Raw genomic sequence first — 25,202 nt, 5'->3', positions numbered from 1 at the left:
TACTGGGCACAGGCATAACCGCATCAAACGTGAATTTGGTGGATTTTGCGTCCGCGCCTTGCCAGACAAACATCAATCTTACCAGAACGCTCAGTTGCCCCGGACGATCTTCCGGAGGCGTTCGAGCCGGACGGCGATGTCCCGCTCGGCCCCGTTGCCGGTGGGCTCGTAGTAGTCGCGGCCCACCAGGTCATCCGGCGGGTACTGCTGGCGGGCGACGGAATGCGGGGCGTCGTGGGCATACTTGTACCCCTGCCCGTGGCCCAGTTGCTTCGATCCCGGGTAGTGGGCATCCCGCAGGTGCGCGGGGATTCCGTTCCCCAGGCCGGCCCGGACGTCCGCAATGGCTTTGTTCAGGCCCATGTAGGCGGCGTTGGACTTCGGCGCCGTGGCGAGGTGGACCACGGCCTCGGCGAGGACGATCCTTCCTTCCGGCATGCCGATCAGCTGGACGGCCTGGGCTGCGGCCACGGCGGTCTGCAGTGCGGTGGGGTCAGCCATGCCCACGTCCTCCGCCGCGGAAATCACGATGCGGCGGGCCACGAAGCGCGGGTCCTCCCCCGCCTCCAGCATCCTGGCAAGGTAGTGCAGCGCCGCGTCCACGTCGGAGCCCCGGATGGACTTGATGAAGGCACTCGCGACGTCGTAGTGCTGGTCGCCGGCGCGGTCGTACCGGACCGCGGCGACGTCCAGCGCCCGTTCGGTGTGGCGGAGTTCAACGGTGACCGCTCCGCCGTCGTCCGCTTCACCCTCGTCAGCTTCACCCTCGCCGGCATTGCCGGAACCGTCGCCTCCTGAGGAGGGGCCGACGTCGTCCGCGTCGCCGAACGCCACACCGGCGGCGGCTTCCAGCGCAGTCAGGGCGCGCCGCGCGTCCCCGCCGGACAGCCGGACCAGGTGGGCCAGGGCGTCAGCACTCAGCCGGACCTTGCCGTTCAGCCCCCGGACATCCTCCACGGCACGCAGGAGCAGTCCTTCTATGTCGGCGTCGGTCAGCGGCTTGAGCGTGAGGAGAAGCGAGCGGGACAGCAGCGGCGAGACCACGGAGAAGGAGGGGTTCTCGGTGGTTGCGGCCACGAGCACCACCCAGCGGTTTTCGACGCCGGGCAGCAGCGCATCCTGCTGCGCCTTGTTGAAGCGGTGGATCTCGTCCAGGAACAGGACCGTGGTGGTCTTGTACAGGTCACGGGCCGTCAGGGCCTCGTCCATGACCCGGCGCACGTCCTTGACCCCGGCCGTGATGGCGGACAGTTCCACGAACTTGCGCCCTGGCCCCCGCGCGATCACATGGGCCAGCGTCGTCTTGCCGGTGCCCGGCGGACCCCAGAGGATGAGCGAGCTTGGACCGGCCGGACCGACCGCCTCGGCGCCGGCAGCCAGCTGGCGCAGCGGCGAGCCCTGGCCCAGCAGGTGCTGCTGACCCACGACGTCGTCCAGGGCACGCGGCCGCATCCGGACAGCCAGCGGGCTGCGCGGCGAGGCTGTGCGCCCGCCAAGCGGGCCGCCACCTGGGCGGCCCGACGGCGAGGCGTCGCCGTCGCCCGCGTCTTCGTTGTCCGGCCCCGGGCCGAAGAGATCATCCACATAGATAGGCTACTCATAGATTCATCGGGCAAAGTCCGGTCACGGAAGCAAGGAAGTCGGCAATGCCACACAGCGGCGCACCAGGACGTCCTGCCGCCGCCTCGCGGACCGCATTCATATCCGGAGTAAGGCTGGCCGGCTGGGTGGATCGGTTCGGCGCCAGCCACGGCGATCTTGAGGTTGAGGACCACGACGACGGCGTGCGGCTGCTTGCGGCCGACGGCGCCACCGCGCTGCTGCAGGCGCCCTGGCCGGACGACGGGCGGCCGGGACGGGGCGCGGACCTGGTGGCCCGGCTTGCCTCGCTCGCGTCGCAACCCCGGAGGATCGGGCTGGTCCTCATTCGCAGGGGCGGCTACGGGGTGGCCGTGGCGAGTGAGGGCAGGCTGCTGGCCGCCAAGACTGGATCGAAGTACGTGCAGTCGCGCACCGCGGCCGGCGGCCAGTCCCAGCAACGGTACGCGCGGCGCCGCGCCAACCAGACGGACGCGATGGTGGAGGCGGTTGCGGAACTGGCCGGGCAGATTCTTGCCGGGCAGGCCGTCGAGTACATCGTTCCCGGCGGAGACCGCGGCATGGCCGAGCTCGTCCTCGACGAGCCGGCGCTCAAGGCCTACGCCGGGCTGCCGCGCCTGGCCTACCTCGATGTCCCCGACCCCCGCGCGGCGGTGCTGAAGAAGGCGGCCGCGGATGCCTGTGCCGTGCGGGTCACGGTCACGGACCCGCCGGCTTAGCCGTTTCGAAAGTTGGCGCCGTTTCGACGGTTCCCTGCCGGTTCGATGCTTCGCAACGTCGAGTGTGCGGGGAACCGTCGAAACGGACCGCGCTATTCCTCGGGTGCCAGGGTGACGGTGGCTCCGTTGAGATGCCGGCTGAACTCGAGCTGGCAGGAGAGCCTGGAGCCGCATTCCCGGTGACCCTCGGCTTCGACGAGCAGTTCCAGTTCATCCTCGCTGCGTTCGCCCAGGGTGTCGAAGACCTCCTTCTCCACGAACACGTGGCAGGTTGCACAGGAGGCGGTGCCGCCGCACGAGGCCAGGACCGGAAGGTCGTTGTCACGCAGGGCCTCCATCAGGGTCTGGTCCGGCTCCCATTCGAGGTCGTGGGTGGAGCCTTGCCGGTCGATCACGGTCAGTTTGTTGTTGCTCATGGCGGTTCCTTAGATTCGGGCTGTCACAGGGTCAGCGTCGGCGGGATTGGGGTCGGTGGGATTTGCGTCGGTGGGAATGGCGTCGGTCAGGGGAATGCCGGGGTCCGCCGCCAGCGTCGGGTCGATCCGGGCTCCCTGGGCGATCAGTTTCCTGGCCGGCCGGAAATCGGTCAGGCCGGCGATGGTGTCGACGGCGGCGAGGCGGCCGGCGCGGAGATAGACCACCGAGAACCTGCCGTCTGCGGGTACGCCGCGCACGATCACGTCGTCCTCCGGGTGGCGCACGCCGGCGGTCTGCAGCCGGACGCCGTGCTGGACGGTCCAGAACCAGGGGATTTCCGGAACGGCAGCGTGCTGGCCGGTGATGTGGGCGGCAACCCGGTCCGCCTGGGCCTGCGCGTTCTGGATGCATTCCAGGCGCTGGCTGGCGCCGTCGATCGGGCTGGTGAACCGGGTGACGTCACCGGTGGCGTAAATCGCGGGGTCAGAAGTGCGGCCGTCCCCGTCCACGAGGATGCCGTCCCGGCACTCGAGTCCGGCTTCCGCGGCCAGTTCCTGGTTGGGCAGCACGCCGATTCCTGCCAGCACGACGTCGGCACGGACGGCCGTGCCGTCGGCTGTGACCACGCACTCGGCCCGCTCGTCTCCTTCAATCGCCGTTACCGCGGCACCAAAGATGAACCGGACACCGTGCTGTTCGTGGAGCCGTTCGAAATGGCGCGATACCGGCTCGGAGGTCACACGGCTCATCACCCGGTCCTGGAACTCCAGCACGGTGACCTCGCAGCCCTTGGCTGCAGCGGCAGCCGCGACTTCCAGCCCGATATACCCGGCGCCGATGATGGCGACGCGGGCTCCCCGGACCAGGAGCCGTTTGAGCTCGAGGGCGTCGTCCCGTGTTCTCAGCGACTGGACGCCGGCAAGCTCGGCCCCGGGCACCGTGAGGGGCCTCGCCCGCGAACCGGTAGCGATGACGAGCCGGTGGTAGGCGTGACGGCTTCCATCGGACAGCAGGACCGTCGCACCCTTCCGGTCGATGGACTCCGCGGTGATGCCCCTGAACCGGTCGATGCGCTTGTCCTCGTAGAACTTCTCCTTGCGCAGGACGGCGGACTCATCCGGCGCGCCCTCTTTCAGGAGTTCCTTGGAGAGTGGAGGGCGTTCATAGGGCGTCTCCTTCTCCGCCTCGAGCAGCAGAATGCCTCCTTCCCAGCCCCGGGCACGGAGTCCCGCGGCCACCGCGACGCCGGAGTGTCCGGCGCCTACGATAATCACCGGGGCGGTGACCCCGGCCGTCGGTTCGTGTTCCGTCGGTTCTTGCTTCATCTGTTCCTGGTCACGCATTGAACTGCTCCAGCATCACGTGGAGGTGCTCCGGCCCCGAGTTGGTCAGGTTGTTTCCGCGCACGTATTCGATCGGCTTGTTCGGATCCACAGCCAGCGACCCCAGCTTTTCGGCGAGCAGCTTCACGGTCACCAGGACCTCAAGCCGTGCGAGGGGAGCCCCGAGGCAGCTGTGCACGCCGTGGCCGAACCCGAGGTGGCCGTCGGTTTTGCGATCGATGTCGAAGCGCTCGCCGTCGGGGTACTTGCTGCTGTCCCGGTTCGCGGCGGCGGGCAGCAGGCGGACGATGGCGCCGGCCGGAATTTTCACGCCGGCAACCTCCACTTCCTCAATGGTGATCCGGCTCGCCCGCTGCACCGTGCCGCGGTAGCGGGCCAGCTCCTCGACAAAAAGGTTCGCGTCGTCCGGGTTCCGTCGGATCCGGTCCAGCAGGCCGGGCTGTTCGCTGAAGACGCGGAACGCGTTGGCCAGCAGGATGGTGGTGGTGTCGTGGCCGGCAACGAAGACGAAGGCGCAGAGTTCCTTGGCTTCCTTCTCGCTGAGCAGGCCCTCCTTCCACATCCGGGCGATGTGGCCGCCGACGGAGTCGCTTTCCTCGCGGTACAGCCGCTCCATGGTGTCCTTCAGGTAGGCGAAGAACTCGAAGGTGCTCTGTTCGTCGGTGCCGGTGCCCTGGGCGTTGCGGGCGAGCCGGCCGAAGTAGCTGAAGGTCTCGTCGGACCAGAATTTCATTTTGTCGAAGTCCTCGGCCGGCACGTCGAGCAGGGCGCTGATGGTGGACATGCTGAGCGGGATCGAGTAGTCGTCCACGGCATCGCCGCCGCCGGCGGCAAGCATCGGGGCCAGGTACTTTTCGGCGTTTTCACGGACCCGGTCCTCGAAGCGGGCGATCGCCTTCGGGATGAAGGCCTGCGCAACGACCTGGCGCAGCCTGGTGTGGTTGGGGGCGTCGAACAGGGTCAGGAAGGTCAGCGGAACCGGGTCCACAACCTGGGAGGAGAAGACCTTCGGGGCCCGCATGGCCCGGCGGACGTCGTCGTACCGGCAAATGAACCAGACATCCGAGACCGGCGAGTGGGCCCGGAGTACGGGGGCGTTCTCCCGCATCCATGCATAGTGGGCGTAGGGATCGCCCTGCGTCCCGTCATCGACGACCTTGAACGGCGCCATGCCCTCGGGCCAGCTCAGTTCATGCGAATAAGGGGGCAAGCCTGCGCTTTCGCCCGCGGATACCGAGGGTGTTTCTGTCATAGGGGCAGACATCATTGTCCTTCTTTCCGGATTGCGTCGACGTGACTTACGTCTCAATTCACAATGCCGAGTTCCCCGGCCCCGCTCCCACAGGGCTTCCGTTCATCGGTTGTGAAAGTCTGCTGCCCGACTCGTCTCGCAGCCGGCCGTGCAGGCTGGCGGCTAGCGCCGCGGCGCCGCTGCGGCCTTCAAGGCCCGCGAAATCCCGTGGGCGGCCGTCAACAGCGCGGGGACTGTCAACGGAACGGCGGCTTCCTGCCGGGGAACGATGGCATTGAGCGCGGCAGCGATGGTGTTGTCAGCGCCGAAGACTGGCACGGCGATGCCGGTCCATTCCGTGACGCCAATGCCCGGCAGGGCCACGTAGCCGCGTTGCCTGATTTCGGCCAGGTGCTTCCGGATGAGGGCCGGGTCAGTGATGGTCTCGGCGGTCACCGCTGCCAGCGGGCGTGAAAGTACCTCGTCCTGGAAGTCTGGCGGAGAAAAAGCCAGCAGCACGAGGCCGGACGAAGCGGCGTGAATGGGCATTCTCTGGGCAATATGGGCCGCGTCCAGGCTGGATCTAGGCGAGGACAGGCGTTCCACGTAGAGCACCGTCCCGTGGTCCAGCACCGCCAGCGTGGTGTGCTGGTGCACGGCGGACTGGACATCCTCCATGAAGGGCAGCGCCAGCTCACGGAGATTCAGCGCACGCGAACCCCGCGCGGCCAGCTCCCACATCCGCATCCCGGAGCGCAGGTTCCCGTCCGGCAGCCGCTCGATCAGGCCGTGGAGGACAAGATCGTCCACGAGCCGGTGGGCGGTGGTCAGGGGCAGGCCTGCGCGGCGGGCAAGGCCGGAGAGCGTCATGGTCGGCAGCTCCCGGTCGAACGCACTCATGAGCCGCACGACGCGGCTGATCACCGATTCACCCGATGGTGAGTTTGCCATTGACGCCTCCGGCCCGGCGCCCTAGCCGGCCGCCACGGTGGCCGCGCGGCCCGCACCCCGGGCGGCCGCGAGCCCGGCGATGTCGCGGCCCGCGCGGTAGCCGAACACGAGGGCCGGCCCAATGTGCGAGCCGTAGCCCGGGTAGCCGCCGCCGAAAACACTCACCGCGGCCGCGCCGACGGCAAGGAGCCCCGGGATAGCTGTGCCCTCCGCGGTGACGACTTCCGAGCCTTCATTGACGCCGACTCCTGCGAAGGTGCCGAGGTCGCCCATCTGGATCTTCGCGGCGTAATACGGGCCTTTGCCCACCGGGGCGAGGTTCGGATTCGGCGTGTGCTCGAGATCGCCGCGGAAGTGGTTGTACAGGGTGGAGCCGCGGCCGAACGCCGGATCCTCGCCGCGCTCCGCTGCGGGGTTGAAGTCAGCCACGGTCGCTTTGAGGCCCTCGGCGTCGATCCCGAGCTTTCCGGCCAGTTCCGCCAGGGTGTCCCCCTTGACCAGGTATCCAGTCTTGTAGAAGTAGCCGCGCGGCATCGGCCAGGGCTTGGCGTAGCCGATGCCGTATTTGTGCATCGTCTTCGCGTCGCCGATCACGTAGCCAAACGTCTTGTCCTCGTCCTTGTTGTGTCCGATCATCGCGCCGCCGAAGTCGTGGTAGCTCAGCGCTTCGTTTCCGAAGCGCTTGCCGTGGCGGTCGACGGCGATCAGGCCCGGCAGGCCGATCGCCCGCAGGTGCGGAAAGAGGCGCTGCTTGCCGTTGAGGTACTTGAACACGGTCACCGGGGCCCAGGAGCCCACGCTGAACACCGAATCGTCGATGTGCCCGCCGGCGCTGATCGCCAGCGTGGCGGCGTCCCCGCCGTGGCCCACGGTCGGCGTGAAGTGGTCGTCGCCGTCGGCGTCGTGCGGAAAATACTGCTGCCGCAGTTCCTTGTTGCCGGAGAAGCCGCCCGCGGCGAGGATGACGCCGAGCCGCGCCGTCACTGTGGCGGCGTGCTGGCCGCCGATCACGGCGCCCGTGACGGTTCCGGCGTCGTCGCGGGTCAGCGAAAGGGCCGGGGAAGACTTCCACAGGCGCACGCCCAGGTCATCGGCGCTCTTGACCATGCGGGTCATCAGGGCGTTGCCGTTGGAACGCAGGACCGGACGCCTGTACCGGGCGGCGTCCGCCCACGTGCGCAGCAGCTTCTTCGCCACATAGACGAAGGATTTAACCGACTGGTTGACGTGGAAGAACTCGTTGATGTCGGGTCCCACCTGGGGCATGTAGCCGAACACGGTGTAGGAACTCATGTAGGGCTGCATCAGGAGACGCTTGTCCCCCAGCACGCGTGCGTCAACATCCTGCGGGAGGATGGCACGGCCGGACAGCTTCGCGCCGGGAAGGTCCATCTGGTAGTCGGGAGACTTTTCCGGGTAGGTGAACTTCACTTCGGTTTCGTTCTCGAAGAAGGAGATCGCCTCGGGCACTGTATCCAGGAAGTCCCTGACGCCTGCTTCGTTGAACGTCTCCGGGGCCAGGTTTTTCAGGTACGTCTCGGCCTCCTCCCGGGTATCGCCTTGCGCGACGCCCTGCTTGTTGCCGGGAACCCATGCCCAGCCGGCGGAAATGGCGGTTGTTCCGCCGAAGTACTGTTCCTTTTCCGCAACGATCACGCTCAATCCCTGCGAAGCGGCTTTCAGCGCTGCGGCCATGCCGGCCACGCCGGAGCCGATGACGAGGACATCACAGACAGTGGTCCTGGTTCCAGTCCTGCTCATGGTTCCTGCCTTACTCATTCTTCCTGCCTTGCTCATGGTTCCTGCTCCGCTTTCTTCCTGCTCCGTTCAGTCGGCTGCCCGCATCCTCGCGGCAGCCGGGGAAGGCTAAACCCCCAGTAGACCCGGCAGTACAGGCGCCCGGGAGGAGGATTACCATTGAGCGGGAATCCTGAGGAGGAAGCGTGGCCAATTCCGCATCGGGCGAGTCGATCATCGGCCGCTTCGTGAAGATCGTGAGCGCGTTCGACGACCGCCACACGTCCATGACCGTCGCGGAACTGGGGCGCCGGACCGGGCTTCCCGTCACCACGACCTACCGGCTGGTCAACGACCTGCTGCTCGAACGGCTCCTCGAACGCGAACCCGGCGGCGAGATCCACATCGGCACGCGGATGTGGGAACTCGTTTCCCGCGGGTCCAAGATGCTGGGGCTGCGGGAGGCCGCCCTCCCGTTCATGGAGGACGTCCAGGCCGTGGTGCAGCACTCCACCACCCTGGGCATCCTTGATTCGGACGAGGTCCTGTACATCGAGCGGCTGGGCTCCGACAAGACCATCGTCGACATCACCAAGATCGCCGGCAGGCTGCCCGTGCATGCAACGTCCTCGGGCCTGGTCCTGCTGGCCCACTCCCCGGCCGCCTACCAGGACAGCTTCCTGGCTCGGCCCCTGACGAAGTTCACCGAAACCACCCTGACCGATCCCGCTGTACTTCGCCGGCACCTGGCCGAGATCAGGCAGCGCGGCTTCGCCGCCATGCCGGGCGTGATCGTGCCCGAATCCAGCGGCATCGCGGTTCCTGTCTTCGGGCCAGACAACACGGTCCGCGCCGCGCTCAGCGTGGTGGTGCCGCGCAACGAGGAGAACACTGCCGCCCGGGTCCCCGTCCTGATGGCCGCCGCGCGCGGCATATCCAGGGCGCTCGGCTGGCGCGGGGAGCTGAAGGGAACACTCCGCCAGAGTCACTGAAAGTACTCTTTTCCGTTCATCGGTAATCGTGTGGTTCCCATCACAACTCCCCTGCCACTCTGGCTAGGACGCAGCGAAGAGGCTGCAGGAGCACGAGGAGCACCCCATGAATCCCACACTGAACCGAGTGGCCGGAAAGACCGCCATCGTCACCGGAGGCCGCGGCGACCTGGGCGGCGCCACCGCCGCCCTCCTGGCTGAACACGGCGCGGTGGTCGCCAGCCTGGACGTTGCCGGCGCCCCGGCTGCCGCGGCCCATGCCAACATTCACCAGTACGACGTCGATGTCACCAGCGAGGCCAGCGTCGCCGACGCGATCCGCCGGGTCCGCGACGAGGTGGGCACGCCGGACATCCTGGTGAACGCCGCCGGAATCATCGGCCCCGCCGGCGCCTCCCACACGGCCTCCGTCACGGACTTTGACACGATCTTCAACGTCAACGTCAAGGGCGTCTGGCTGATGACCAAGCACGTGGTCCCCGGCATGATCGAAAAGGGCGCCGGCAGCATCGTCAACTTCTCCTCCATCCACGGCATCACGGGCGGCAGGAACGTGCCGCTGTACCACGCCACCAAAGGCGCCGTCCGGCTCCTGAGCAAGTCGGACGCGGCGGCCTACGGAAGCTACGGCATCCGGGTGAACTCCATCCACCCCGGGTCCATGAACACCCGGATGAGCCGCCGCTCGGCGGAGCAGTCCGACATCGGCGCCGAGGCGTACTACAAGCAGCTGGTCGGCTCCAACCCGCTGCCCCGCCAGGGCCAGCCGGACGAGATCGCCTACGGCGTGCTGTACCTGGCATCCGACGAATCGCGCTTCACCACAGGCTCCGAGCTCGTCATCGACGGCGGCTACACGGCTGTCTGACGCCAGACCCCAACTGCAGCTCGACCATTCTCCTCCTGAAAGGCAACACCCCATGAAATTCGTCAACGGCACCCGCGAGGACACTTACGACGTCGTCGTCGTCGGGTCCGGTGCGGGAGCACTCACCACGGCGGCCACTGCCGCCCGCGCCGGTAAGTCCGTCGTCGTCCTCGAGAAGAGCGGGCACCTGGGCGGGACCTCCGCCGTGTCCGGCGGCATGCTCTGGGTGGCGGACAACCACCACGCCCGGAAGGCCGGCATCACCGATTCCAAGGAGGCAGCCGCCGAGTATGTGCGCGCCGTCGCCCGCGGACGGGGCCGTGAGGAACTCCTGGACGCAGCCCTGGAGTACGGGGACCAGATGCTGCAGTTCGTGGAAGAAGAATGTGGCGTCCGCTTTATCTTCCTCGACAACTTCCCCGACTACCGGCAGGACCTCCCCGGTGCGGTGGCGGGCGGCCGGACGGTGGAGCCGGAGCTGTTCAACAGCACCGAAGCCCTGGGAGGCCTCAGGGCACATGTGCGCAGTGACGGCCGGGCGCCGTTCACCATGCAGGAATACGAAGAGTGGGGCGCCTTCACCAAGTTCCCGTGGGACGAATTGGCTGACCGCCAGGAGGAAGGCCTCGTGGCCAAGGGCCAGGCCCTCGTCTCCATGCTGCTGGCCAGCCTGGTCCGCGATGGTGCCGCCCTGGCCACCGGGGCACGGGGGCACCGCCTGCTCACCGACGGCGGCCGGGTAACCGGCGTCGAACTCGAAACCGGCGAAGCCTTCCGGGCGAACGACGGCGTGGTGCTCGCCACCGGAGGCTTCGAGTGGGACAAGGCCCTGGCCGACTCGATGCTGGCCTCCCGGCTGTACACCATGTGCTCGCCGCCTTCGAACACCGGCGACGGTTTGCGGATGTCCCAGCGCATCGGCGGCCAGACCCGCGGCACCCGCGAAGCATGGTGGGCGCCGATGTCCGTCACCGGCGACATGCGCGACGGGCAGCCGGTAGGCACTCTGCTCCGCTTCGAACGCCAAGGGCCCGGATCGATCATGGTGAACCGGCACGGCCGCCGCTTCGCCAATGAATCGCAGAACTACAACGACCTGGCCCGCTGCCTGCAGTCCTGGGACTCCGCCGCGAACCGGACCCTGAACACCCCGGCCCACGTGATCATCGACCACGGCTACCTGGAGCGCTACGGCATCCTGTCGCACCGCGCCGGCCAGCCGACGCCGGGCTACCTGATCGAGGCGGCCACCCTCGAGGAACTGGCCGCGAAGATCAACGTTCCGGCGGAGAACCTCGCCGCGACCGTGGCCCGGTTCAACGAGTTCGCGGTCAAGGGCGAGGACCCCGACTTCGGCCGCGGCGAAAGCGCATACGACAAGTACTGGGGCGACGACGGCTGCCCGTGGCCAAACCCCTCGCTCGGCCCGCTCCAGTCCGGACCGTTCTACGCCCTGGAAGTGGTCAACGGCGCCTTCGGCACCAACGGCGGCGTGGCCACCGACGGGCTGGCCCGCGTGCTCGACGTCGACAACCGCCCCATCCCGGGCCTGTTCGCCGCCGGCAACACCACCGAAAACGCCTACGCCGCGGGCTACCCCGGCGCCGGCGCCACCCTCGGACCGATCATGACCATGGGCTACCTCGCCGGCCGCACCATCGCCGGCCAGTCACCGGAGTACCGCGCCGCTGAACAGGCTGCCGAACAGGCTGGGCAAACCGCGGAACTGGTGGGTGCCTGAGATGATCCGCCACACCGTGCTCTTCAAGTTCAAGCCGGGCTTCCCGCCCGCCGACAAGCAGGCCTGGATTGACGGCCTCAACAACATGACCGGCAACATCCCCGGCATGCTCAGCCTCAGCCACGGCGCGGACGTCCTCGACACCGAGCGCTCCTTCGACTACGCCATCGTGGCCGACTTCGAAACGGTCGAGGACATCGCGGTGTACAACACGCACCCGCTCCACGAGCCGCTGAAGGCGTACTCGTTCCCCAACAGCCAGCAAATCCTCTCGGTGGACTTCCACCTCGGGGACACCTCTGCAGCCACCACCGAGACAACGCAGTCTTAAGGAGATCCCCATGCAGTCTGCATCCACAACTCAGCCCGCAACGCAGCCGGCCCCGCAATCGGCCCCGCGGAAAACGCCAGCCAAGGCCGCCCTGGCATCCTTCCTCGGCAGCACGCTGGAGTACTACGACTTCTTCATCTACGGAACCGCCGCCGCCCTGGTGTTCCCGCACCTGTTCTTCCCGTCCGCGGACCCTGCCATCGGCCTGATCGGCGCCTTCGCCACGTTCGGCGTTGCCTACGTCGCGCGGCCTGTAGGAGGCCTGGTCTTGGGCCACTTCGGCGACAAACTGGGGCGGAAGAAAATCCTGCTGCTGACCCTGGGCATCATGGGCCTGGCATCTCTGGGCATCGGCTTCCTCCCCACCTACGAGCAGCTCGGCGTCTGGGCGCCCATCCTCCTGGTGGCCGGCCGGCTGGCACAGGGATTCTCCGCGGGTGCGGAATCGGCCGGCGCCTCCACCCTCACGCTGGAACATTCGCCGGAGGGCAAACGGGGCTTCTTCACCAGCTTCGTGATGACGGGCTATGCCTCCGGAATGGTGCTGGCCACCCTCGCTTTCATTCCGGTCACGGCCCTGCCCCGTGAAGCGATGATGGGCTGGGGCTGGCGCATCCCGTTCTGGCTCTCCATCGTGGTCCTGGCCATCGCCTACTGGGTCCGGACGCACCTGGACGAAACTCCTGTCTTTGAGGAGGCCCAGGAGCACAAACAGGTTGCCCCGATGCCCATCAAGGAAGTGCTCCGCTTCCAGGCCCCGGATGTGCTGCGCGTCGCAGGCATGTCGATCATGTCCGCGATGCAGACGATTTTCACGGTCTTCGGACTGGCGTACGCCACCTCCACCGCAGGCTTCGACCGGGCCTCCATCCTGACCGTCAACGCCGTCGCCATCGGCCTGTCCATGTTCGCCATGCCGCTCGCGGCGAAACTTTCGGACCGGATCGGCCGCCGGCCCCTGCTGCTCACCGCCGCATTCGGGTGCTCAGCCACGATCTTCCTGTACTTCCTTGCACTGTCCTCCGGCAACATCGTCCTGGTCTTCCTGGCGGCTTTCCTGAACATGACCGTGCTCTACTCGGGCTTCAACGGCATCTGGCCCGCGTTCTTCGCTGAGCAGTTCGGCGCTCCTGTCCGCTACACCGGAATGGCCATGGGCAATCAGCTGGGGCTGGTCCTCGCCGGCTTCGCGCCGATGATCGCCGGCATGCTGCTGGCTCCGGGAGTCACGGGCTGGGTTCCGGTGGCCGTCTTCGGAACTGTCTGCATGCTCATTGCTGCCGGGTCAGCGTTCTACTCCCGGGAAACGTTCAGGACGCCGATTCAGGAACTTGGGGCACCCTACCTGGAGGGCACCGCGCGGCGCCGGGAGGCGCTCGACGAACAGCGTGTGCCCCAGCAGCCGGCCGTCCGGCTTCCCTGAGAACCGCGACCCCAAGAACCCGCGACGAGGAAGGAACGCACATGCCGCGACGCAACAGGCCGCGACTTTTCAGCCAGCGGACCAAGTACGCCAGCCACTGGCCAGTTCAGGTATCGGGGATGCCTGCCGGCCGGCAGCCATGGCCCCAGCCCGGCGCGGCGGCATTCGGACAGGCGCCCCCGGCACCCACTCAACCGGCCGACGACGGCGAACTTACGGCGTCGCCCTGGCTCGGCCTGCACTACAGGAGTGAGGGGTCCTAGCTCCACCCCCGCACCATTTCGAGGGTTCCCTGCCGCTTCGACGGTTCGCAGCGTCGAGTGTGCAGGGAACCGTCGAATTGGGCTACGCGTCCTAGCAGCCGGTCAGGTGCCGCTTGGGCCGCTCCTGCCGATAGACGTAGCGGCCGGCTTCCTGGAAGCCTGCCCGGGCATATAGTTCACGGGCACCGGAATTGGCCGCTGTCACGAGCAACCAGTAACCGTCCAGCCCTTGTGCCGCCCCCGCCGCCAGCAGCGACCGTAGCACCCTGTTTGCGTGGCCGCGGCGCCGGGCATCCGGACGGGTCGCCATGCAGTACAGTCCGCCCCATCCGGCTGCCCCGCCGGCAGGAACAGCAAGGCGTCCGACGGCGGCCGGCCGGCCGGCGTCGTCCCTCACCAGGGCGTACAGCGACTGGCAGCCCTCGAGGATGCCGCGCGCGGTGGCGAGGGAATTCTCGTCTCCGCGGCCGTCCACGCTCCACCAAAGCCGCAGCCACTCGTCCGTAGGCCCAGCCGACAGTTCAACGTCCGGATCGGGCACCGGGGTATCCCCGCCGGCGCCGCACACCAGGATCAGGGTCTCGGACTGACGGGTGAAGCCTTCCTGGTCGAGGACCGCGTTCAGCGCGTCACTGCGGGCATTGTCGAAGACCTGGAAGATCACGGGAAGCCGCCGGCTCCGGTACCAGGCCCGGGCATCCCGGAGCCACGCCAGCCGGTCGTGCGGGGTTCCGTCCGGCTCCGAGCGCGGCCAGATTGAGTTGGCGCGCTGGGTGACGCTGCCGGCGGCGCGGAGCACCCACTCCCCCGTGTCGTGGCGGTCAGGGGCGGGCCAGGCGGCGTCCATCAGCGCTTCCAGCCGCGGCAGCGAAATCAGTTCCTGCATGCGTTCCTTTGGATCGGCGGACGCCAACGGCTCCCCGGGATTCCGGGGAGCCGTTGATACCGCAGGTGCAGTGCCCCCAAAGGGACGCCAAACCGAGGGGTTTCCTGCGCCGATTACTTCTCTTCGGTTTTCTTCGCCTCAGCCTTCTTGGCCTCGGGCTTGAAGTCCACGCCGGCTTCCTTGCGCTGCTGGGCCGTGATCGGCGCGGGGGCGTCCGTGAGGGGGTCGTGGCCGCCGCCGGACTTCGGGAAGGCGATGACGTCGCGGATCGAATCGACTCCCGCGAGCAGCGCTACAACGCGGTCCCAGCCGAAGGCGATGCCGCCGTGCGGCGGGGCCCCGTACTTGAAGCCCTCCAGCAGGAAGCCGAACTTGGTCTGCGCGTCCGCCTTGTCCAGGCCCATGAGCTCAAAAACGCGCTCCTGGATGTCCCGCTCGTGGATACGGATGGATCCGCCGCCGATTTCGTTGCCGTTGCAGACGATGTCGTAGGCGTAGGACAGCGCCGATTCGGGGTCTGTGTCGAACGAGTCCATGAACTCGGGCTTCGGCGAGGTGAACGCGTGGTGGACGGCGGTCCACTGGCCGGCGCCCACGGCGACGTCACCGGATGCCACGGCGGTAGCAGCGGGTTCAAACATGGGAGCGTCCACGACCCAGCAGAAGGCCCAGGCCTTGGGATCGATCAGGCCGGTGCGGTGGCCGATCTCAACGCGGGCGGCGCCGAGCAGTGCGCGGGACGGCGCCTTTTCACCGGCGGCGAAGAAGATGCAGTCACCGGGCTTGGCGCCAACGGCGTCGGCCAGGCCGGCGCGTTCGGTCTCCGTGAGGTTCTTGGCCACGGGACCGGCGAGCTCGCCGTCTTCCTTGTACAGGACGTAGGCCAGGCCCTTGGCACCGCGCTGCTTGGCCCATTCCTGCCAGGCATCCAGGGCGCGGCGTGCCTGTGAGGCTCCGCCGGGCATGACCACGGCACCCACATAGGGCGCCTTGAAGACGCCGAAGTTGGTGTCCTTGAAGAATTCCGTCAGCTCGGTCAGCTCCTGGCCGAAGCGGAGGTCCGGCTTGTCGGTGCCGTAACGCGCCATGGCGTCCGCATAGGTGATGCGCTGGATCGGCGTCGGGATCTCGACGTCGATCAGCTTCCACACCGCTTTCACGATGTTCTCACCGAGCGAGATGATGTCGTCCTGTTCAACGAAGCTGGCCTCGATGTCCAGCTGGGTGAACTCCGGCTGGCGGTCGGCGCGGAAATCTTCATCGCGGTAGCAGCGGGCAATCTGGTAGTACTTCTCGAAGCCGCCCACCTGCAGGAGCTGCTTGAAAAGCTGCGGCGACTGCGGCAGGGCGTACCAGGAACCCGGCGCCAGGCGTGCGGGGACCACGAAGTCTCGGGCGCCTTCCGGCGTCGAACGCGTCAGCGTGGGAGTTTCAATTTCAACGAACCCTTCCTCGTGAAGCAGTTCGCGGGCGACGCGGTTGGCTTCGGAGCGCAGGCGCAGGTTGCGGCTGGGGCCGGGGCGGCGGAGGTCGAGGTAGCGGTGCTTGAGCCGTGCTTCCTCGCCGACCTCAACGTGCTCATCGATCTGGAACGGCAGCGCGTCCGCGGTGTTGAGGATAACCACCTTGTCCGCCATGACCTCGATCTCGCCGGTGGCCAGCGCCGGGTTCTCGTTGCCCTCGGGGCGCTTGGAAACCGTGCCGGTCACCTGCAGCACGTACTCGTTCCGCAGGCCGTGGAAGACCTCTTCTTCGCGGACCACGACCTGTGCGACGCCTGAGGCGTCACGCAGATCGACGAATGCGACACCACCGTGATCACGACGGCGGCCTACCCAGCCAGTCAGGGTTACGGTTTGTCCAATGTGCTCGGAGCGAAGGGATCCGAGGTCATGTGTGCGCAGCACAGCATTCCTTTCAGAAGGAAGACGAAACGAAGTTGAATTAGGATCGTTGCGGGAACGATCCCGTCTGAGTTTACCCGTTGGAAAGGTCCTTGCCCCGCCATGACCAAGCATCAGCACCTGCAGCGAAGGCTGGGTGTGTTCGATGCAACATCGATCGGACTCGGATCCATGCTGGGCGCCGGCGTCTTTGTGGTGTTCGCCCCCGCCGCCGGCCTGGCCGGAAATCTGTTCCTCGCATCCATCGTGATTGCCGGGGCGGTGGCATACTGCAACGCCGTGGCCTCGGCCCAGCTCGCGGCTACGTACCCGGAGAGTGGCGGCACCTACATCTACGGCCGCCGGCAGCTGGGCGAATGGCCCGGATTCCTTGCCGGCTGGGGTTTCGTGACCGGCAAGACGGCCTCGTGCGCCGCCATGGCCCTGACCTTCGGGCAGTACGTGGCACCGGACTACGCCACCCCGGTGGCAGTAGCAGCCGTGGCAGTACTGACCGGCGTGAACCTGATGGGCATCACCCGGACGGCGTTCCTGACCCGCATCCTGCTGGGCATTGTCCTGGCCACCCTGGCGTTTGTGGCCGCGGCCAGCATCCTGGGTCCGCACCCTGCGGGCAACGGGACGGGCGAATCCGTGGGCAGCGTGTGGGGCATCCTGCCGGCTGCGGGCCTGGTGTTCTTCGCTTTCGCCGGCTATGCACGGATCGCGACCCTGGGCGAGGAAGTCAAGGACCCCGCCCGGGTTATCCCGCGCGCCATCCTGGGTGCACTGGCCGGCGCCTTCGCCATCTACTTGCTTCTGGCAGCGCTGCTGCTGGCCCATCTGCCCGTCCAGTCGCTCGCCGCATCATCGGCACCGTTGCTCGACGCCGTGGTGCAGTCCCGCCTGGCTGGCTGGGCGCCCCTCGTGCAGGCCGGCGCCGCCGCCGCGTCCCTGGGCGCACTGCTGGCGCTCATCACGGGAGTGGGGCGCACCGCCATGGCCATGGCCCGCGAACGCGACCTGCCCGGCCCGCTGGCACACGTGGGCGGACGCCATCCGGTGCCGTTCGTGGCCGAACTCGCCGTGGCCGCCGTCGTCATTCTGCTGTTGCTGACCAGCGACGTCGTGACTGTGGTCGGGTTCTCCAGCTTCGGTGTGCTGCTCTACTACGCCGTGACCAACGCAGCCGCCTACACGCTCAAGGACCGCCCCCGGCATGCGCCAAAATGGCTCAATGCCGCGGGATTCGCCGGCTGCCTCATCCTCGCCTTCACCCTGCCGCCGGCTTCGGTGCTGACCATGGCGGCTGTGCTGGCCGCCGGGATCGGCGGACGGGCGCTGGCTCTCCGGCTGCGCCGGCACTGAGCCGCCGCTCCGGCGAGTGGATTAATACGGGCGGCTACTCCGGTGAGACACCCGTGACCTGGACGTGGAGGTCCTCGTCCGACGGCGTCCACGTGGCCGGATCCGCGTCGGTCTGCACGCCGGAGCGGATGTCCTTCACCTGGTGCTTGCCGTCATCGTCGGTGAACCAGACGAACGGTATCCCCCGGCGGTCGGCGAACTTAATCTGCTTTCCGAACTTCTCGGCCTTGGCGGCCACTTCCGTTGCGATGCCGCGGCTGCGCAGCTGGGTGGCGACGTCCTGCGCCTCTCCCCACGTGTCGTCGGCGTTCAGCGCGACCAGCACTGCGGTGGGCACCGAGCGGGAAGCCTTCGCAAGGTCCTGGCTCAGGATCCGGGAGACGAGCCGGGTCACACCGATGGACAGCCCGACGCCGGGGAACTTGCGGTTGCCCTTGCTCGCCAGCGCGTCATACCGGCCGCCGGAGCAGATCGAGCCCAGCTGCTCGTGGCCGACCAGCACCGTTTCCACGACGGTTCCGGTGTAGTAGTCCAGCCCGCGTGCAATGCTCAGGTCGGCGATCACCTTGCCCGGGGCGCGCTTCACCGCGGCCTCGATGACCTGTTCGAGTTCGTCCAGGCCCTCTTCGAGGAGCTCGTTGCTCACGCCGAGGGACCGGACCTGCCCCACGAAGGACGTGTCCTCGGTCCGGATGCCCGCAAGCTTCAATGCTGCCTGTGCCTGCTCATCGGTGGCGCCCAGCTCGGTCCTGAGCAGCTCAGCCACCTTCTCCGGACCGATTTTCTCCAGTTTGTCGATGCTGCGGAGCACGCCGGCGGTGTCATCCAGGCCGATGCCGCGGTAGAAACCCTCCGCGAGCTTCCGGTTATTGATCCGGAGCCGGAAATCCGGGATCGGCAGGGCGCCCAGCGCCTCGGCGATGACCAGGGCGATTTCGACGTCGTAGCGGAAGGGAAGGTCACCGTCGCCCACCACATCGATGTCCGCCTGCGTGAACTCGCGGGCGCGGCCTTCCTGCGGGCGTTCCCCGCGCCAGACCTTCTGGATCTGGTAGCGGCGGAACGGGAAAGCAAGGTATCCGGCGTTCTCCACGACGTACCGCGCAAACGGGACCGTCAGGTCAAAGTGCAGGGCGAGGGCGTGGGGGTCGTGCTTGCCCTTGCCCTCTTCGCCCTCATCGTCCTGAAGCCGGCTGAGGCCGTAGACCTCCTTGTCGATCTCGCCCTTGCGCAGCAGCTGGCCGACTGTTTCCACCGCCCGGGTTTCAATCGAGGAGAAGCCGTGCAGTTCAAAGGTACGCCGCAGGGAGTCCAGGACATGCTGCTCCACCAGCCGCTCCTCGGGAAGCCACTCGGGGAATCCGGACAGGGAGGCTGTGCGTGCCATGGTGGAGTTTCTCCTCAGGTAACCGAAGGCCGGAGTCCGCTGCGCAGTATTCCGCATCGCCATTTGGATCAAAAAGCGGCGGCAAGGGCGGGAGTCCAGCCTGTCATGCATAAACTATGTGCGGCAGTCAGTTTATGCTTTCGGCGCCTGCATCTCTAATGCGGGCCCGTGACGCGACCGGCTGCCGCACTGCAGCTGCAGCCGGGGATGCCTTCAGGGTGGATCAGGCGGGCAGCCCGATCAACGAGGAGGACCTGTGGCGGCCAGTCCACGCGAGACGCGTGAAGCCAAGAGGCGCATCCAGCAAATGGAAGCCAAACGCGAGCTTCGCCGGGACCAGGAGAAGCGCCGCAAGCGGGACAACCTGCTTGCGGGAGGCGCCGGAGCCGCGGCGGTGATCCTCGCCGTCGTGCTTCAGTTGGCGGTTTTCTCCGGAAACCCGACAGAGGAAGAGTTCGCCGCGGCAGAAGCCGGGCTTAACTCCCCCTCGGCCTCGGCATCGGCCCCTGCCACCAACGCCCCCAACATCCCTAAGCCGGAGTCGGCCGCGGGCAAGGTCTTCACAGGCGAACTGAAACTGAACCGCGGAGCCCTGGGCGTGCAGCTGGACGGCACCAAGGCGCCGCAAGCTGCCGCCGTCTTCAAGTCCCTGGCCGGCTCGGGCTACTACCAGGGCGTCAGCTGCCACCGGCTCACCACTGCCGATAACTTCGGCGTGCTTCAGTGCGGTTCCAAGACCGGAGACGGCCAGAGCGATCCCGGCTACACCTGGGGTCCGCTCGAAAACACGCCGGCGGACAACAAATATCCGGCCGGCACTATCGCGGTGGCCCGCACCGGCGGAAACGCCTACGGCAACGGCACCCAGTTCTTCGTCGTATACAAGGACACGGTCATCCCCGCCGACGCCGCGGGTGGCTACACAGTGGTAGGCAAGGTGACTTCCGGCCTGGACGTGGTGACAAAGATTGCGGCAGCAGGTCTTAAGTCCGGCGGAAATGCCACCGACGGCGCTCCTGTGGAACCAGTCACGATAGACTCGTTCTCTCTGAAGTAAGAACCCCGCGTCCCAAGCGGCCACGGGTGCATTACGAGAGTATTTTCCTCCAAGCGAAAGACTTTTAGCGGTGACAGACAGTCAGAAATCCGACGAAACAGCTGCCGACCTGAACGAGGTTCCGGCCCCTCCGGCCGAACCGACGGAAGCAGCAGCAGACGACACGCAGGCAGAAGCAGTGCAGGCAGAAGCAGTGGAGCCGGAGGCTGAGCCCACCGAGGTTGCCCCGGCCGAGGCCGAGCAGACAGAGGCTGAGCCCACCGAGGTTGCACCGGCCGAGGCCGAGCAGGCAGAGGTTGCCCCGGCGGAGGCCGGCGCGGCTGAAGACACCCAGTCGGGCGACGCCGAGCCCGTGCCGGCCGCACCCGCACCGGTTGCAGAGGAGGCCGGCGTCGCTGCCGAAGCGCCTGCCCCCACCGAGGCTGCCCCTGAGGAGGCCGGCGTCGCTGCTGAGGAGCCTGTCCCCGCTGCCCCGCGTCCGGCGCCCCGCCCGGCACCGTCGCCTGCGGCGTTTGCCGCCCGCCCCAAGGCGGGCCCCGCGGCTGCTGTGGCGCCTGTACCGGCTGCGCCTGCGACGTCACTGGCTGAAGCGGCCCGCTGGGGCCGGGTCGAGGGGGACGGCCACGTCTTCCTGACCATCGACGGCGAGGAGCACCCTGTCGGGCAGTACCCGGACGTCAGCAACGACGAGGCGCTGGCGTACTTCGCCCGAAAGTATGACGACATCGTGGCCCAGATTGTCCTGCTGGAACAGCGCGTTGCGTCCAAGGCGCCCACGACTGACATGCAGAAAACCGTGACACACCTCCGCGAGCAGCTTGCTGAACGCAACATGGTGGGTGACATCCGTTCCGCGGAAGGCCGGCTGGACACGCTGTCCACCGAGATCACCGCGCTTGAAAAGGCGGAAAAGGCGCAGCACGACGCCGTGCGGGCGGCCGAACTCGCTGCCCGGGAAGCCATCGTCATCGAGGCTGAAGCCATTTCCGGCACGGATCCGGCGCAGATCCAGTGGAAAACCTCCAGCGCCAGGATGAACGAACTGTTCGAAAGCTGGAAGACCGCACAGAAGAGCGGCGTCCGGCTTGGCCGCAGCAATGAAGATGCATTGTGGAAGCGGTTCCGCGCTGCCCGTACGGTCTTCGACCGCCACCGCCGCGCCTACTTCTCCCAGCTGGACAGCAACAACTCCGCGGCGAAGGCCGCCAAGGAGAAGCTCATCGGCGAGGCCGAGGCACTGTCCGCCTCCACCGACTGGGGCTTTGCCGCCGGGGAATACCGCCGGCTGATGGACGAATGGAAGGCGTCACCGCGCGCCAGCCGCAAGGATGACGACGCCCTGTGGGCCCGTTTCCGCGCGGCCCAGGATGTCTTCTTCTCCTCCCGCCAGGCTGCGAATGACGAGATCGACCAGGAGTACGCTGCCAACCTGAAGGTCAAGGAGGCCCTCCTAGAGGAGGCCAACGCGATCCTGCCGATCAAGGAACTGGGTGCCGCCAAGAAGGCCCTGCAGTCCGTCCGCGACCGCTGGGAGGAAGCCGGCAAGGTGCCCCGTGCGGATATGGGGCGCATCGAAGCTGGCCTGCGCAGGATTGAGGATGCGGTCCGGCAGGCCGAGGACGAGATCTGGCAGCGCTCGAACCCGGAGACGAAGGCCCGCACCAACAGCGCCCTGAGCCAGCTTGAATCGGCCATCGCGGGGCTCAAGGACGATCTGGCGAAGGCCGAGAAGGCCGGCGACCAGCGCAAGATCAAGGCCGCCCAGGAAGCCCTGGACGCCCGCCAGGCGTGGCTGGACCAGATCCAGCGTTCGGCGAGCGAGCTCTCCTAGCCGAGGCACCCTGCAGGCCCCGTACCGGTTATCCACATAGCCGGGACGGGGCCTGTACTCGTTTTGAGCCGTTCCGGCAGGATGGCTGAATGGCATCATTTTCCGGGCGCGCCCCGGACTCCCCCGCGCAGCTTCTGGACCTCTATGCCCCGGGCCCGTTGTTTTCCTGGCCGGAACTGCAGTCCATGGCGGCCGACGGCGTGCTGGCACAGCTCTACCAGCACGGCTACACCGTTCCCGGCATGGCGGCGTCCCCGCAGCTGCGGGCCCGCGCTGCCGCGTTCGCCGTACCGCCTGCGATCCGGCAGCGGGTCGTGGCCGGGCGCATGACGGCCGCCTGGATCTATGGCTGCGCGCGCGAGCCGGACCGCCTCGCCCTGCTGGTGGACACCAAACGCCGCATCTCGAGCCTCCGGTCGACCCGGGGGTGCACGCTCCACGAGGTCCGGCTCGGCCCCTTCGACGTCGTGAGCCTGGGCGGGTTGATGGTCTCAAGCCCCCTGCGGACAGCCCTGGATATTGCCCTGCACGTCGAGGCTGAACGCGCAGTTCCGGCCCTGCGGCAGTTGCTGGACAGGCCCGAACTCGACGTCCGGCTGCGGCTCCTGACCTTGGCCGTGGAGGCGACACCCCGGCTGCCCCACAAGGTCGCAGCGCTGGAAAAGCTGGCCCTGCTAGCTCCTCCGGCGGTTGCCCGTGGTCCGGTAGACGTCGAACACGCCGTCGATTCTCCGGACGGCGCTGAGCACGTGGCTCAGGTACTTGGGGTCGCCCATCTCGAAGGCAAACTTTGAGATGGCCACGCGGTCGGTTGATGTGTGCACGCTCGCGGCAAGGATGTTGACGTGGTTCTCGGACAGGACGCGGGTGACATCGGACAGCAGGGATTTCCTGTCCAGCGCCTCCACCTGGATTTCCACGAGGAACACGCTCGACTGGGTCGGGGCCCAGTCGACGTCGACGATCCTGTCGGGATGGTCCTTCAGGTCCGAAACGTTGGTGCAGTCAGTCCGGTGCACGGAGACGCCCGAGCCGCGGGTAACGAAGCCGAGGATCGGGTCCGGCGGCACAGGGGTGCAGCAGCGGGCCAGCTTGACCCAGACGTCGCCCACGCCGCGGACTACCACTCCGGAGTCCGAGAAACGGGCCTTGCTGACCTGGGTGGGAATGCTGACTTCGGTGAGGTCGTCATCGGGGGTTTCGTTCCCGCCCAGGCTCTCGATGAGCTTTTCCATGACGGACTGGGCAGAGGTGTGCCCGTCTCCCACGCCGGCGTAGAGGCCGGAGATGTCGACGTACTTGAAGTCCTCGGCAACGGCGGCGAGGGCGTCATGGGTCATCAGGCGCTGCAGCGGGAGGTTCTGCTTCCGCATGGCGCGGGTCAGCAACTCCTTGCCGCGGTCGATGGCCTCTTCGCGCCGTTCCTTGCTGAACCACTGGCGGATCTTGTTCCGCGCTCGGGCGCTCTTGACGAAGTGCTGCCAGTCCTGGCTCGGCCCCGCGCCTTCGGCCTTGGACGTGAAAATCTCCACCCAGTCGCCGTGGTTGAGTTCGCTGTTGAGCGGGACCAGCTTTCCGTTGACCCTGGCCCCGATGGTCCGGTGGCCCACCTCGGTGTGCACCGCGTAGGCGAAGTCCACGGGGGTGGAGCCGGCCGGAAGCGCCATGACCTCGCCCTTGGGCGTGAACACGAAGACTTCCCGGGCGTTGATTTCGAACCGCAGGGAATCTAGGAATTCGCCGGGATCGGACGTTTCCTGCTGCCAGTCCACCAGGGAGCGGAGCCAGCCCATGTCGCCGTCGCGCGGGCTGCCGGGACCGGTGGCGGTGCGGTTCGGCTGGTCCTTGTACTTCCAGTGGGCTGCGACGCCGTACTCCGCGCGTCGGTGCATCTCATGCGTGCGGATCTGGATCTCGACCGGCTTGCCGCCCGGGCCGATCACCGTGGTGTGCAGGGACTGGTACATGTTGAACTTGGGCATGGCGATGTAGTCCTTGAACCGCCCCGGCAGGGGGTTCCACCGCGAATGCAGGGTTCCCAGAGCCGCATAACAGTCGCGGACGGAGTCCACCAGGACACGCACGCCCATGAGGTCGTTGATGTCGTCGAAGTCCTTGTCCCGGACGATCATCTTCTGGTAGATCGAGTAATAGTGCTTGGGCCGGCCGGTGATGGTGGCCTTGATCCGGGCCGTGCGCAGGTCATCCGCGATCTGGTTCCGGATAACACTGAGGCTCTTTTCGCGTTCCGGCGTGCGGTCGCCCACCATGCGCACGATTTCCTCGTACACCTTGGGATAGAGCGCGGCGAAGGACAGGTCCTCCAGCTCCCATTTGATGGTGTTCATGCCGAGCCGGTGGGCCAGCGGGGCGAAGATCTCGAGGGTTTCGCGGGCCTTGCGGGCCGACGACTCCGCGGAAACGAAGCGCCACGTCCTGGCGTTGTGCAGCCGGTCGGCCAGCTTGATCATGAGGACCCGGATGTCCTTGGCCATGGCCACGACCATCTTGCGGACCGTTTCGGACTGGGCGGCTTCGCCGAAGCTGACCTTGTCCAGCTTGGTCACGCCGTCCACAAGCATGGCGACTTCCGGGCCGAAATCCGCTTTCAGGTCGGCCAGGGTGTAGGGGGTGTCCTCGACAGTGTCGTGGAGCAGCGCCGCGGCCAGCGTGGTCCCGCTGAGCCCCAGTTCCGCGAGGATGGTTGCAACCGCCACGGGGTGGGTGATGTAGGGATCGCCGCTCTTGCGCTTTTGGCCCCGGTGGCTCTGTTCCGCGACCACAAAGGCACGCTGAATCAGGTCGAAGTCCTCTTTGGGATTGTTCGCCCGGACGGTCCGCAGCAAGGGTTCCAGGATGGGCGAATAGGTGGCGGTGCTCCGGCCGGTCAGCCGCGCCAGCCGGGACCGCGTGCGCTCGCGCCTGCCTGGAAATGTGGGGCGGACGCCCGAGTTGTCCACGGGAACGCCCGGCCCGGGGCGTCCGTCAGCAACCAGACCAGTCTGCGGACTCTGGCCCGGACTGTTGTCCCCGGCTGCTGCTGGAGCCGACGTCGAACCCTCTTCCAATGAAGCACCCCTCATCAACCCGTTCAATTATCCCAGTCTATTCCCGCCGCGGGCCTGTTCGATAACCGGCTCCGTCCGACGGCCGGGGCTTCGACGCAAAAAGGCCG

At 67.3% G+C, this 25,202-nt stretch carries 20 protein-coding genes; 10 read left to right on the top strand and 10 right to left on the bottom strand.

Translation table 11 applies throughout. From position 1 onward, the window contains the following. Window positions 1-90: 90 nt before the first annotated feature. Window positions 91-1,584 carry a replication-associated recombination protein A gene (locus tag ASG92_RS25195; RefSeq protein ID WP_056635201.1) on the bottom strand — a complete coding sequence of 498 codons (1,494 nt, stop codon included), beginning with the start codon at window positions 1,582-1,584 and terminating at the stop codon, window positions 91-93. A gap of 62 nt (window positions 1,585-1,646) precedes the next feature. Here ASG92_RS25195 and ASG92_RS25190 point away from each other — a divergent pair, with 62 nt between their 5' ends. Beyond that, window positions 1,647-2,318, top strand: a complete 672-nt coding sequence (locus ASG92_RS25190; RefSeq protein WP_056635198.1) for an acVLRF1 family peptidyl-tRNA hydrolase — start codon at window positions 1,647-1,649, stop codon at window positions 2,316-2,318. Window positions 2,319-2,410: 92 nt separating this feature from the next. Here ASG92_RS25190 and ASG92_RS25185 read toward each other — a convergent pair whose 3' ends face one another. The 5 genes from ASG92_RS25185 to ASG92_RS25165 all read right to left on the bottom strand — a co-directional run bounded on the left by ASG92_RS25185 (window position 2,411) and on the right by ASG92_RS25165 (window position 8,021). Continuing rightward, entirely contained in the window at window positions 2,411-2,734 is a 324-nt protein-coding gene (locus ASG92_RS25185) for a 2Fe-2S iron-sulfur cluster-binding protein (protein WP_056635194.1), read from the bottom strand. A gap of 9 nt (window positions 2,735-2,743) precedes the next feature. After that, window positions 2,744-4,060: an FAD-dependent oxidoreductase gene (locus ASG92_RS25180; protein ID WP_162256364.1), complete on the bottom strand. Its 1,317-nt coding sequence runs from the start codon at window positions 4,058-4,060 to the stop codon at window positions 2,744-2,746. Window positions 4,061-4,070: 10 nt separating this feature from the next. Further along, window positions 4,071-5,330 carry a cytochrome P450 gene (locus ASG92_RS25175; protein ID WP_200952087.1) on the bottom strand — a complete coding sequence of 420 codons (1,260 nt, stop codon included), beginning with the start codon at window positions 5,328-5,330 and terminating at the stop codon, window positions 4,071-4,073. Between the two features lie 162 nt (window positions 5,331-5,492). Beyond that, window positions 5,493-6,260, bottom strand: a complete 768-nt coding sequence (locus ASG92_RS25170) for an IclR family transcriptional regulator (protein WP_056635187.1) — start codon at window positions 6,258-6,260, stop codon at window positions 5,493-5,495. A gap of 21 nt (window positions 6,261-6,281) precedes the next feature. Continuing rightward, complete coding sequence (locus ASG92_RS25165; RefSeq protein ID WP_056635184.1) at window positions 6,282-8,021, bottom strand: FAD-dependent oxidoreductase; 1,740 nt, start codon at window positions 8,019-8,021, stop codon at window positions 6,282-6,284. 182 nt (window positions 8,022-8,203) lie between these two features. Here ASG92_RS25165 and ASG92_RS25160 point away from each other — a divergent pair, with 182 nt between their 5' ends. The 5 genes from ASG92_RS25160 (at window position 8,204) to ASG92_RS25140 (ending at window position 13,352) form a co-directional block, all read left to right on the top strand. Further along, entirely contained in the window at window positions 8,204-8,989 is a 786-nt protein-coding gene (locus tag ASG92_RS25160; protein ID WP_056635181.1) for an IclR family transcriptional regulator, read from the top strand. Between the two features lie 106 nt (window positions 8,990-9,095). Beyond that, a complete protein-coding gene (locus tag ASG92_RS25155) occupies window positions 9,096-9,857 on the top strand; it encodes an SDR family oxidoreductase (protein WP_056635178.1) in 762 nt (253 codons plus the stop codon). A gap of 52 nt (window positions 9,858-9,909) precedes the next feature. Next, complete coding sequence (locus tag ASG92_RS25150; protein ID WP_056635174.1) at window positions 9,910-11,598, top strand: FAD-dependent oxidoreductase; 1,689 nt, start codon at window positions 9,910-9,912, stop codon at window positions 11,596-11,598. 1 nt (window position 11,599) lies between these two features. Continuing rightward, on the top strand, window positions 11,600-11,929 hold the full coding sequence (locus ASG92_RS25145) for a Dabb family protein (RefSeq protein ID WP_056635171.1): 330 nt from the start codon (window positions 11,600-11,602) through the stop codon (window positions 11,927-11,929). Window positions 11,930-11,939: 10 nt separating this feature from the next. Then, window positions 11,940-13,352, top strand: coding sequence for an MFS transporter (locus ASG92_RS25140; protein WP_056635168.1), 1,413 nt, complete (start codon window positions 11,940-11,942; stop codon window positions 13,350-13,352). 354 nt (window positions 13,353-13,706) lie between these two features. Here the strand turns inward: ASG92_RS25140 and ASG92_RS25135 are convergent, their stop codons facing one another. Together ASG92_RS25135 and aspS are read right to left on the bottom strand one after the other, a co-directional pair. After that, the gene (locus ASG92_RS25135) at window positions 13,707-14,501 is read right to left on the bottom strand and encodes a GNAT family N-acetyltransferase (RefSeq protein ID WP_056635165.1); all 795 of its coding nucleotides are present in this window, start codon (window positions 14,499-14,501) and stop codon (window positions 13,707-13,709) included. A gap of 113 nt (window positions 14,502-14,614) precedes the next feature. After that, window positions 14,615-16,408 carry an aspartate--tRNA ligase gene (aspS, locus tag ASG92_RS25130; protein ID WP_200952086.1) on the bottom strand — a complete coding sequence of 598 codons (1,794 nt, stop codon included), beginning with the start codon at window positions 16,406-16,408 and terminating at the stop codon, window positions 14,615-14,617. Window positions 16,409-16,507: 99 nt separating this feature from the next. On the opposite strand from aspS, the gene ASG92_RS25125 reads away from it, so the two are divergent. Then, window positions 16,508-17,752, top strand: a complete 1,245-nt coding sequence (locus ASG92_RS25125; protein WP_056635377.1) for an APC family permease — start codon at window positions 16,508-16,510, stop codon at window positions 17,750-17,752. Window positions 17,753-17,786: 34 nt separating this feature from the next. Here ASG92_RS25125 and hisS read toward each other — a convergent pair whose 3' ends face one another. Then, a complete protein-coding gene (gene hisS / locus ASG92_RS25120; protein WP_056635162.1) occupies window positions 17,787-19,139 on the bottom strand; it encodes a histidine--tRNA ligase in 1,353 nt (450 codons plus the stop codon). A gap of 256 nt (window positions 19,140-19,395) precedes the next feature. Between hisS and ASG92_RS25115 the strand changes: the two genes are divergently transcribed. The 3 genes from ASG92_RS25115 (at window position 19,396) to ASG92_RS25105 (ending at window position 22,821) form a co-directional block, all read left to right on the top strand. Further along, the gene (locus ASG92_RS25115; RefSeq protein WP_056635159.1) at window positions 19,396-20,196 is read left to right on the top strand and encodes a peptidylprolyl isomerase; all 801 of its coding nucleotides are present in this window, start codon (window positions 19,396-19,398) and stop codon (window positions 20,194-20,196) included. Between the two features lie 70 nt (window positions 20,197-20,266). Then, window positions 20,267-22,027, top strand: coding sequence for a DUF349 domain-containing protein (locus tag ASG92_RS25110; protein ID WP_240987299.1), 1,761 nt, complete (start codon window positions 20,267-20,269; stop codon window positions 22,025-22,027). An 89-nt stretch (window positions 22,028-22,116) separates the two neighbouring features. Further along, window positions 22,117-22,821, top strand: a complete 705-nt coding sequence (locus tag ASG92_RS25105; RefSeq protein ID WP_157372480.1) for a type IV toxin-antitoxin system AbiEi family antitoxin — start codon at window positions 22,117-22,119, stop codon at window positions 22,819-22,821. Here ASG92_RS25105 and ASG92_RS25100 read toward each other — a convergent pair. After that, window positions 22,702-25,110: a bifunctional (p)ppGpp synthetase/guanosine-3',5'-bis(diphosphate) 3'-pyrophosphohydrolase gene (locus ASG92_RS25100; RefSeq protein WP_240987306.1), complete on the bottom strand. Its 2,409-nt coding sequence runs from the start codon at window positions 25,108-25,110 to the stop codon at window positions 22,702-22,704. The two genes, ASG92_RS25105 and ASG92_RS25100, sit on opposite strands and share 120 nt — an antisense overlap. Window positions 25,111-25,202 lie beyond the last annotated feature (92 nt).

The organism is Arthrobacter sp. Soil736 (assembly GCF_001428005.1).
Classification (GTDB): domain Bacteria; phylum Actinomycetota; class Actinomycetes; order Actinomycetales; family Micrococcaceae; genus Arthrobacter.
The sequence above is the reverse complement of the archived record's forward strand: the minus strand, read 5'-3'. Positions and strand labels throughout refer to the sequence as shown.

Bases quoted from the DNA above. Each gene is read 5' to 3' on its own strand.
- hisS (WP_056635162.1), bottom strand. From the start codon at position 19,139: ATGGCACGCACAGCCTCCCTGTCCGGATTCCCCGAGTGGCTTCCCGAG.
- ASG92_RS25135 (WP_056635165.1), bottom strand. From the start codon at position 14,501: ATGCAGGAACTGATTTCGCTGCCGCGGCTGGAAGCGCTGATGGACGCC.
- ASG92_RS25170 (WP_056635187.1), bottom strand. From the start codon at position 6,260: ATGGCAAACTCACCATCGGGTGAATCGGTGATCAGCCGCGTCGTGCGG.
- ASG92_RS25165 (WP_056635184.1), bottom strand. From the start codon at position 8,021: ATGAGCAGGACTGGAACCAGGACCACTGTCTGTGATGTCCTCGTCATC.
- ASG92_RS25145 (WP_056635171.1), top strand. From the start codon at position 11,600: ATGATCCGCCACACCGTGCTCTTCAAGTTCAAGCCGGGCTTCCCGCCC.
- ASG92_RS25105 (WP_157372480.1), top strand. From the start codon at position 22,117: ATGGCATCATTTTCCGGGCGCGCCCCGGACTCCCCCGCGCAGCTTCTG.
- ASG92_RS25100 (WP_240987306.1), bottom strand. From the start codon at position 25,110: ATGAGGGGTGCTTCATTGGAAGAGGGTTCGACGTCGGCTCCAGCAGCA.
- ASG92_RS25155 (WP_056635178.1), top strand. From the start codon at position 9,096: ATGAATCCCACACTGAACCGAGTGGCCGGAAAGACCGCCATCGTCACC.
- ASG92_RS25180 (WP_162256364.1), bottom strand. From the start codon at position 4,060: ATGAAGCAAGAACCGACGGAACACGAACCGACGGCCGGGGTCACCGCC.
- ASG92_RS25140 (WP_056635168.1), top strand. From the start codon at position 11,940: ATGCAGTCTGCATCCACAACTCAGCCCGCAACGCAGCCGGCCCCGCAA.
- ASG92_RS25125 (WP_056635377.1), top strand. From the start codon at position 16,508: ATGACCAAGCATCAGCACCTGCAGCGAAGGCTGGGTGTGTTCGATGCA.
- ASG92_RS25175 (WP_200952087.1), bottom strand. From the start codon at position 5,330: ATGACAGAAACACCCTCGGTATCCGCGGGCGAAAGCGCAGGCTTGCCC.
- ASG92_RS25190 (WP_056635198.1), top strand. From the start codon at position 1,647: ATGCCACACAGCGGCGCACCAGGACGTCCTGCCGCCGCCTCGCGGACC.
- ASG92_RS25150 (WP_056635174.1), top strand. From the start codon at position 9,910: ATGAAATTCGTCAACGGCACCCGCGAGGACACTTACGACGTCGTCGTC.
- ASG92_RS25185 (WP_056635194.1), bottom strand. From the start codon at position 2,734: ATGAGCAACAACAAACTGACCGTGATCGACCGGCAAGGCTCCACCCAC.